The organism is Streptomyces sp. NPDC059455, from assembly GCF_042750115.1.
Taxonomy (GTDB): Bacteria; Actinomycetota; Actinomycetes; order Streptomycetales; family Streptomycetaceae; genus Streptomyces; species Streptomyces endocoffeicus.
In genome coordinates this window covers 1-7,454 of the sequence record NZ_JBHYVB010000343.1, presented here as the reverse complement: position 1 = coordinate 7,454, position 7,454 = coordinate 1, and the positions used below count along the sequence as shown (strand labels likewise).

General features: G+C 71.3%; 7 protein-coding genes and 2 pseudogenes. 1 reads left to right on the top strand and 8 read right to left on the bottom strand.

Going from position 1 to position 7,454, the window contains the following annotated elements; genetic code table 11:
* Nucleotides 1-292: pseudogene (locus ACFXB5_RS51475) on the top strand (hypothetical protein); the annotation flags it as partial.
* 65 nt (nt 293-357) lie between these two features.
* Here ACFXB5_RS51475 and ACFXB5_RS51470 read toward each other — a convergent pair.
* The 8 genes and pseudogenes from ACFXB5_RS51470 to ACFXB5_RS51435 all read right to left on the bottom strand — a co-directional run.
* Complete coding sequence (locus ACFXB5_RS51470) at nt 358-1,668, bottom strand: alpha-glucosidase/alpha-galactosidase (protein WP_385222489.1); 1,311 nt, start codon at nt 1,666-1,668, stop codon at nt 358-360.
* On the bottom strand, nt 1,665-2,621 hold the full coding sequence (locus tag ACFXB5_RS51465; protein ID WP_385222486.1) for a carbohydrate kinase family protein: 957 nt from the start codon (nt 2,619-2,621) through the stop codon (nt 1,665-1,667). The genes ACFXB5_RS51470 and ACFXB5_RS51465 overlap by 4 nt, the downstream gene beginning before the upstream one ends.
* A gap of 41 nt (nt 2,622-2,662) precedes the next feature.
* Nucleotides 2,663-3,505: a carbohydrate ABC transporter permease gene (locus ACFXB5_RS51460; protein ID WP_201848658.1), complete on the bottom strand. Its 843-nt coding sequence runs from the start codon at nt 3,503-3,505 to the stop codon at nt 2,663-2,665.
* Nucleotides 3,502-4,452, bottom strand: a complete 951-nt coding sequence (locus tag ACFXB5_RS51455) for a carbohydrate ABC transporter permease (protein WP_385222484.1) — start codon at nt 4,450-4,452, stop codon at nt 3,502-3,504. The genes ACFXB5_RS51460 and ACFXB5_RS51455 overlap by 4 nt, the downstream gene beginning before the upstream one ends.
* Nucleotides 4,453-4,462: 10 nt before the next feature.
* Entirely contained in the window at nt 4,463-5,806 is a 1,344-nt protein-coding gene (locus ACFXB5_RS51450) for an extracellular solute-binding protein (protein WP_385222482.1), read from the bottom strand.
* Nucleotides 5,807-6,111: 305 nt separating this feature from the next.
* Nucleotides 6,112-6,648 (bottom strand): DUF742 domain-containing protein, encoded by a 537-nt coding sequence (locus ACFXB5_RS51445; protein WP_385222479.1) that lies wholly within the window; start codon nt 6,646-6,648, stop codon nt 6,112-6,114.
* A gap of 94 nt (nt 6,649-6,742) precedes the next feature.
* Complete coding sequence (locus tag ACFXB5_RS51440; protein WP_385222476.1) at nt 6,743-7,192, bottom strand: roadblock/LC7 domain-containing protein; 450 nt, start codon at nt 7,190-7,192, stop codon at nt 6,743-6,745.
* Nucleotides 7,193-7,222: 30 nt separating this feature from the next.
* Nucleotides 7,223-7,454 (bottom strand): annotated as a pseudogene (locus ACFXB5_RS51435) (hypothetical protein); the annotation flags it as partial.

The following is a 7,454-nucleotide window of genomic DNA, read 5'->3' as shown; positions in this document are numbered from 1 at the left end:
CGCGGCCCTGCCGCGGAGCGCCGGGGGGCTGGGCGGGGTGTCCGTTTCGGACGCCGGGGCGGTCGACGCCGAGCGGGTCTGCCGACCCGCCTCGGCGAGACTCGGCCTCGTCACCCGGCGGCTGCCGCTGGAGCTGCCGCCGACCCAGGTGGTCCTCACCTGGCATCACCGGCACGACAGCGACCCCGCGCACGCGTGGCTGCGCGGTCAGGTGCGGGACGTGCTCCGCGAGGCGACCGACGGCACCGCGAAGGGCCGGTCCACGACCGGGCGCCTGCGCGGATCGGCCTAGCCGCGTCCAGGCGCCTCGGCCCGCATATGTGTCGTGAGCCGCTTGGCACACTATTCTTCGTATTGTCAGATGGCGAGGGTCGTGCGCAGCGCGGGTTGCAGCCGCTCGCGGTGTGCGCGCACCATCTCGTCGCACAGCTCCCAGATCTGCTCGACGCGCAGGGCGGCGGCGGTCGCCGGGTCGGTCATGGCCGCGTGCCGGATATGACGTGGCTCGTCCTCCAGGGCGGCGCGCACCACGAGGTCGTTCATGCTGAGGTAGGTGCGGTTGAGCGCGGCGAGCTGCGGCGGCAGCGCACCGGCACGGGTCGGCTGGACACCGGACCGGTCGACCAGACACGGCACTTCGACCACGCCGTGGGCCGGAAGGTTCTCGATGAGCCCGTGGTTGGGCACATTGCCGTAGACGGTCCTGGGGGTGCCGGTCACCATGGAGTGGATGATCTGCGGGGCGTACTCCATGGTCCCCTCGACGTCGATGGGGGCGCCGGCCGCGAGGGCGTCGCGGGTCCGCTCGTACGCCGCCACGTTCTCGTCCACGATGCCGAGGTACGCGCCGACGGGCAGCCGCAGCCGCTCGATCTCGCTGTCGTGGTGCAGATACCACGGCACGTACTCGGAGGAGTGCTCGCTGGTCTCGGTCGGGTAGTAGCCGAGCCGCCGGTACATGTCGACGCGGACCCGCCGCCGCAACTGCCCGTTCTCGGCGATCAGCGCGTCCAGCCGGGGGTAGAGATCGGTGCCATCGTGCTCCAGGCGGAGCACCCACGCCTGGTGGTTGACCCCGGCGGCGCGGTAGGTGACCTCGTCGAAGGGGACCTCCAGCAGGTTGCACAGGTCGTGGATGGTCCAGTGCACCGAGTGGCACAGGCCGACCACCCGGGTCAGCCCGGTGGCCGCCACGAGGTACTGCACGTTCATGGCCAGCGGGTTGGTGTAGTTGAGCAGCCATGCCCCGGGGCATACGGCGGCGATGTCCTCGCCCAGCGCCTTGAGGAACGGGAAGGTGCGCAGGGCGCGGAAGATGCCGCCGACGCCGAGGGTGTCGCCGATGGTCTGCCGCACCCCGTGGCGCGCGGGGATCTCGAAGTCGATCCGAGTGGCCTCCCCCATGCCGATCTGGACGAGGTTGATGACGAAGTCGGCGCCGTCGAGTGCCTCGCGCCGGTCGGCGTGTGCGGTGATGAGCGCGGCGGCGCCCCGCCGCTCGGCGATGTACCGCGCGGCGGCCTCGGCGGTGGCGAGGCGTTCCACGTCGATGTCGTGCAGGGCGATCCGCGCGGTCTTCAGCTCCGGGAAGGCGAAGAGATCCGCCAGCAGGCCCTGGGTGAAGACGACGCTTCCCGCGCCGATCAGCACGATCTTGGGGTTGATCATGACGGGATGTCTCCGTTGGCGGTGAGGTGGGTGAGGGCTTCGTCCCAGGTGGGCTGGGCGGTGGTGCCGCCCGCGGCACGGGTGGACAGCGCACCGCAGGCGGCGGCGAGGTCGAGCGCCTCGGCGATGGGCCGGCCCGTGAGCCGTCCGGCGAGGAAGCCCGCGTTGAAGCTGTCGCCCGCGCCGACGGCGTCCTGGGGTGTGACATGGATCCCGGCGGTGGTGAGCAGGGTCCGGCCGTCGTGGCACAGGGCGCCGTCCGCCCCGTTCTTGACGGCCACCAGCGGGACCTGCCGCGTGAGGAGTTCGGCGGCGGCCGCGACGGACGTTCCGTCGGTGCCGGCCAGTCGGTGTGCCTCGGCGGCGTTGGGCAGCAGGAGGTCGGTCCGGGCGAGGACGGGGGCCAGCGCCGCGGGGTCCCATCGGCCCGAGGGGTCGTCGTTGGTGTCCAGCGAGGTGGTGGCGCCCGCCGCGCGGGCGGCGTCGAAGAGGTCCGGCAGATCGGCGGCGAGCCCCGGCATGAGGAAGAAGGACGCGGCGTGGAGGTGCCGGGCCGAGGCCAGCAGGTGTGGGGGGATGTCGCGGCCCGAGGTGGCGGCGAGTGTGCCCGGCGCGGTGAGGATGGCCCGGTCGTCCCCGCGGGTCACGATGACCGTGAGCGGTGTCGGCAGGCCGCTGTCCAGCTGCAGTCCGCCGACGTCGACGCCGTGCGCCGCGAGCCGGTCGCGCATGTAGTGTCCGGCGCCGTCGTCCCCGACGCGTCCGGCGAAGGCCACGCGCAGCCCCAGCCGGGCGGCACCACACGCGGTGATCGCGGCGGATCCGCCGATGGTGAGCGCGCCGCTGTCGACGAGCTGTTCGCGCTGGCCGAAGGCGAGCGGGGGGTCGAGCGGTCCGACGATGACGTCCGGGTTGGCGTCCCCGATGACGAGCAGGTCGAAGGTGGGTGGCATACGGGTTCCTGAAGGGTGAGGGAGAGGCTGGGCGGTGCCGGTCAGCCCTTGAGACCGGTGGAGGTGATCGACCGGACGAAGGTCTTCTGGGCGGCGAGGAAGGCGAGCAGCACCGGCAGGACGGTGATGACGTTCCCCGCCATCACGGCCGACCACTGGGTGTGGTGCTGCCCCCGGAAGGTGGTCAGACCCAGCTGGAGGGTGTAGTTGGCGTCGTGGTTCAGCGCGATGAGCGGCCACGACAGGTCGTTCCAGGTGGTGAGGAAGGTCAGGACGGCGACCGTGCTCAGCGCCGGGCGGGACAGCGGGACGACGATCTGGAACAGCACCCGCAGCCGCGAGCACCCGTCGATCCAGGCGGCCTCCTCCAGCTCCCTGGGCAGCGAGAGGAAGAACTGCCGCAGCAGGAACACCGCGAACGGCGTCACCAGCGAGGGCACGATCAGCGCCCCGAGGGTGTCGACGAGCCCCAGCTTCCGCATCACCAGGAACGTCGGGATCATCGTCAGCTGGAACGGGATGGCCATGGTGGCCAGCATCAGCACCAGCAGCACCCGGGACCCGCCGAACCGCATCCGGGCGAAGGCGTATCCGCCCAGCGTCCCCAGCAGCAGATTGGACACGACCGCGACGGCCGAGACGATCAGGGAGTTGGCGAACCAGCGCGGGAACATCGCGTTGCCGAGCACGAAGCGGTAGCCGCCCAGATGGATCCCGGAGGGCCAGAGCGCGGGCGGGAAGCGGTTGATCTCCGCGTCGCTCATCACCGAGCTCAGCCCCAGCCAGATCAGCGGTACGGCGAAGAGCAGCGCCAGTGGCGCGAGCAGCAGATGCCACGGGCTGAACGGCAGCCGCGGCCGCCGCCGTGCGGACGGTTCCGTCATGACGTGGCTCCCTCGATACGGCGGTCGCCTCGGCGCCGGACCAGCCGCAGCGCGGCGGCGGCCACGAGCAGGGCGACGCCGAGGACGTAGGCCGCGGCGGCCCCGTAACCGGCGGTGAAGTTCCGGAACGCCTGCTCCCAGACGAAGTAGACGATCACGGTGGTGGATCCGAGCGGACCGCCCTTCGTCGTCACATACACCAGGTCGAAGACCTGCAGGGCGCTGATCGTCTGCCAGAGCAGCAGGAACACGCTGACCGGCGCGATGGTGGGCAGGGTGACATGACGCAGCACATGCCGCCGTTCCGCGCCGTCCAGGGTGGCGGCCTCGGTCAGTTCGCGGGGCACGTCCTGGAGGGCCGCCAGGTAGATCACGACGCAGAAGCCGGTGCCGCTCCACAGCGAGATGCCCACCAGGACCAGCAGCGCCTGGCCCGGATCGGACAGGAAACCCTGCGGGGAGACTCCGAGGTGGTGCAGCAGCGAGTTGGCCGCGCCGAACTCCGGGTCCAGGATGAAGGAGAACAGCACGCCCTGGGCGGCGGCCGAGACCACGAACGGCACGAAGAGCAGCGTGCGGTACAGACCGGCGAACCGGATCCGGCGGTTGAGGACCAGCGCGAGCACCAGCCCCAGACCGATGCTCAGCGGTACGTACAGCGCGGTGTACTCCAGGGTGTTGCGCACGGCCTGGGCGAACTGCGGATCGTCGGCCAGCTGGCGGTAGTTGTCCCAGCCCACCCAGACGCTCGGGGTGAGCAGGTCGCTGTACTGGAACGACAGCAGCAGGGACCACAGGACGGGGACGACGCTCAGGCCCAGGATGACCAGGACGGAGGGGAGGACGAACGCCCAGGCGGTCGCGGCCTCCCGGCGGCCCGTGCGGCGCGCGGGACGGGCCGGTACGCGGGGCGCCGGACGGGTGATGGGGGTGGGCAGACGGGACATGGCAGGCTCCTCAACGCACCTTGGCGATGGCCGCGTTGGCCTCGTCGGCACACCGCCGCAGGGCCTTCGCCGGTGTGCTCTTGCCGAGCAGGACGGCGGTGATGGCCTCGCCGAACGGCATGGAGATCTTGGGGTAGGCCCGGTCGACGGGCCGTACCCGGGCGGTCTCCAGCACCTCGGTGAACACCGGCAGACCGGGCACCTCGGCCGCGTACGCCCGCCACTGCGGACGGCGCTCGGCCGGGCGGCTCTGCGGCAGGCTGCCCGCCTGGGTGTCCCACCGATACGCCTGCTCGGGCTCCATGAGCCAGCCGACGAACGTACGGGCGGCCTTCAGCCGCGCGGAGCCGTTGTCGAACACGCTCCAGGTGTCGGGGCCGGAGATGGTCACCGACCGGCCGCTGAAGCCGGGCAGCGGCACGACCTGATAGTCGATCTTCGCCTGGCGGATGTCGGGCAGTTGCCAGGGACCGGTGGCGACCATGCCCAGCCGGCCGGCGGCGAACGCCTGGTACATCTGCTCGCCACCGGGTTTGGGATCGACGTAGACACTTCTGTCCTTGGCGAGTGCCGCGAGCACCTCGAGGGACCGGACCCCGGGTTCGCCGGCGAACCCGATCTCCCGCTTGCCCTCGGCGATGACCTCGCCACCCAGATCCCAGATCATGGGCCACATCCGCCACACCGTGTCCTCATCGCCCGCGGCGGGCCACCCGGTGCCGAAGGTGCCCCTGCCGCGGTCGGTCAGCTTCCTGGCCGTCTCGATGAAGTCCCGCCAGGTCCAGCCGGGGCCGGGCAGCTCCAGCCCCGCCCGGCGGAAGAGGGTCTTGTTGCACACCACGGCGAGCGAGTCCAGCACCGCGGGCACCGCACGCACCACACCGTCGACCGTGACGCCCTCCCGGGCGGCGGGCCAGTACTGCTTCCACGGCACCCGCCCGGATTCCACGACCGTCGTCAGATCCGCCAGTTGGGGGCTTCTGGCGACGCTGGCCAGGTCGGAGCCGAAGATGTAGGCGATATCGGGCGGGGATCCGGCGACGAGACCGGCCATCACCTTCTGCAGCATGTCGTCCGCCAGCACGCCGCCGCTCAGGTCGATCCGTATCGTGGGGTGGCCGCGGTGGAAGTCGGCCACGAGCCGCTTGACCGCTCGCAGGGCGGTGCTGGTCTGCCCGTGCCACACCTCGATGTGCACGATTCCATGGGAATCCACCCCCAGGCCCGTCCCGCATCCCGCCACGGCGGCACCCATGGCGCCGGTGAGCGCCATCGCCCCGCCGCCACGCAGCACCCCACGCCGGGACGGACCGCCGCGCACAGGGGGAGGGATACGCGAACGGTTCAGGCTCATCGCTGAGAGCTCCATGATCCGAGGGCACGGCCCCGCCTCGGTCACGGACAGCGACCTGGCGACTCGGGCCGGACTCACGGCGGAGCCGCATACCGGCTGGGCGTACCTCTGCCGCCGAGATTTCGACATCGGCGTGCCAGGGAGTAAACCGATCAGACCGAATCACGTCAAGAGCGTGAAACTGCTCAGTGTTGGCTTTGAACGCGCACAACCAATCAGCCGGTGGGCGCTCTTCAGCGGGCATTACACGCGGAAGCGGGCATATCACCGCGCGGGGACCTGTCGGTTCCCGCGCGGCGAAGGCGCTAGATCCGCCGAAGCCCCACCAGCACGCGCTCCATCAGGGAGACGTCCGGTACGTCGCCCTCCGCGGAAGCCGTCCGGTGGACGGTGATCAGTCCGTGCTCGGCCATGTCGCCGAGCACGACCTTGGCCACCCCCAGCGGCACCGCGAGCATGGCCGCCACCTCGGCCACCGACCGCGGCTCCTGGCACAGCGCGATCACCGGGCGGTGGTCGGCCTGCAGGGTGTCCATCGAGCGGTGGCCCAGCTCGGTGGTGGTCACCAGGGTCTCGACCTCGAAGTGATGGTCGGACCTGGTCCGGCCGCCCGTCCACGAGTAGGCACGCACCAGCGAGGCCGGGCCCTGGCTCCCGTCGTGCTCCGCATCCCAGACGCCCGACCGCTCCGGCTCCGACGCCCCCCGCGAGAAGGGTTCCCCGGGGTCCTCGGGCCGGGCCTCCCCACCCCGGCGGCGGGACCGGGCGCCCTCCGGCGCCCCGTCGGACCGGGGTGGCTTCCGCCCGCGTCGCCCTTTGCCGAAGCTGAAGGCGTTGAGCACGTCGGCGAAGGTCTGTTCGTCCTCCGCCCCCTGATCTCTCCCAGGTCCCTGCCCGGAAGGGCCTTCACCGGTGCTCATCATCTCCCCGTCCGGCCTATTGCGCTGCTGTCCGCTTTACGGCCCGCAGGTTCAATTCCTGCAGCTCTGCGCGGAGTTCCGGGGTCAGCATCTCGCCGACCTGATCGACCAGTACCGCCATCTCGTACGCGACCTGACCGATCTCGCAGTCCGGCGCCGCCAGCACCACGAGACACGAGCCGTCCTTGATCGACATCAGGAGCATGTTCCCGAGCTCCATCTGGATCACGGAGGACCGCACATCACCGGTATCCAGGCACTGGGCAGCGCCCTGGATCAGGCTGATGGCCCCGGCGGCAATGGTGGCGACCTGCTCGGCCCGATCGGCCGCCAGCCCGTCCGACGCGGTGAGCAACAGCCCGTCGGCCGAGACCACCACGGCGCACGCCACATTGGGCACACGCTCGGTGAAGTTGGTGACCAGCCATCCGAACTGGCTCACCTCCCGCAGCTGGGGTGAGGTCATTGGTTCTTCCTGTCCATCTTCGCTGAGACCTTATGTCTCGTCGCGTCCGTCGGGCTGAGCCCGCCGGATGCCCGACTGGTAATTGCTGAGGAACGAATGGGTGCGGCCGGCGTTCCGCCGCGCGGCGGCGTCGCCCGCGGCGCGCGGCGCGGGCCGCTCTCCGGTGGCGCGCGGCTTGTCCCGGTCCGCCGCCTGGCCCTGGCGCGGCACCCGCCGGGGCAGCCCGGCCTGGGTGACGCCGCCCGGCTCCGCGGCACCGGGC

Excerpts from the sequence above, each read along its gene's own strand:
- ACFXB5_RS51450 (WP_385222482.1), bottom strand. The coding sequence starts at position 5,806 with ATGAGCCTGAACCGTTCGCGTATCCCTCCCCCTGTGCGCGGCGGTCCG.
- ACFXB5_RS51470 (WP_385222489.1), bottom strand. The coding sequence starts at position 1,668 with ATGATCAACCCCAAGATCGTGCTGATCGGCGCGGGAAGCGTCGTCTTC.
- ACFXB5_RS51465 (WP_385222486.1), bottom strand. The coding sequence starts at position 2,621 with ATGCCACCCACCTTCGACCTGCTCGTCATCGGGGACGCCAACCCGGAC.
- ACFXB5_RS51460 (WP_201848658.1), bottom strand. The coding sequence starts at position 3,505 with ATGACGGAACCGTCCGCACGGCGGCGGCCGCGGCTGCCGTTCAGCCCG.
- ACFXB5_RS51440 (WP_385222476.1), bottom strand. The coding sequence starts at position 7,192 with ATGACCTCACCCCAGCTGCGGGAGGTGAGCCAGTTCGGATGGCTGGTC.
- ACFXB5_RS51455 (WP_385222484.1), bottom strand. The coding sequence starts at position 4,452 with ATGTCCCGTCTGCCCACCCCCATCACCCGTCCGGCGCCCCGCGTACCG.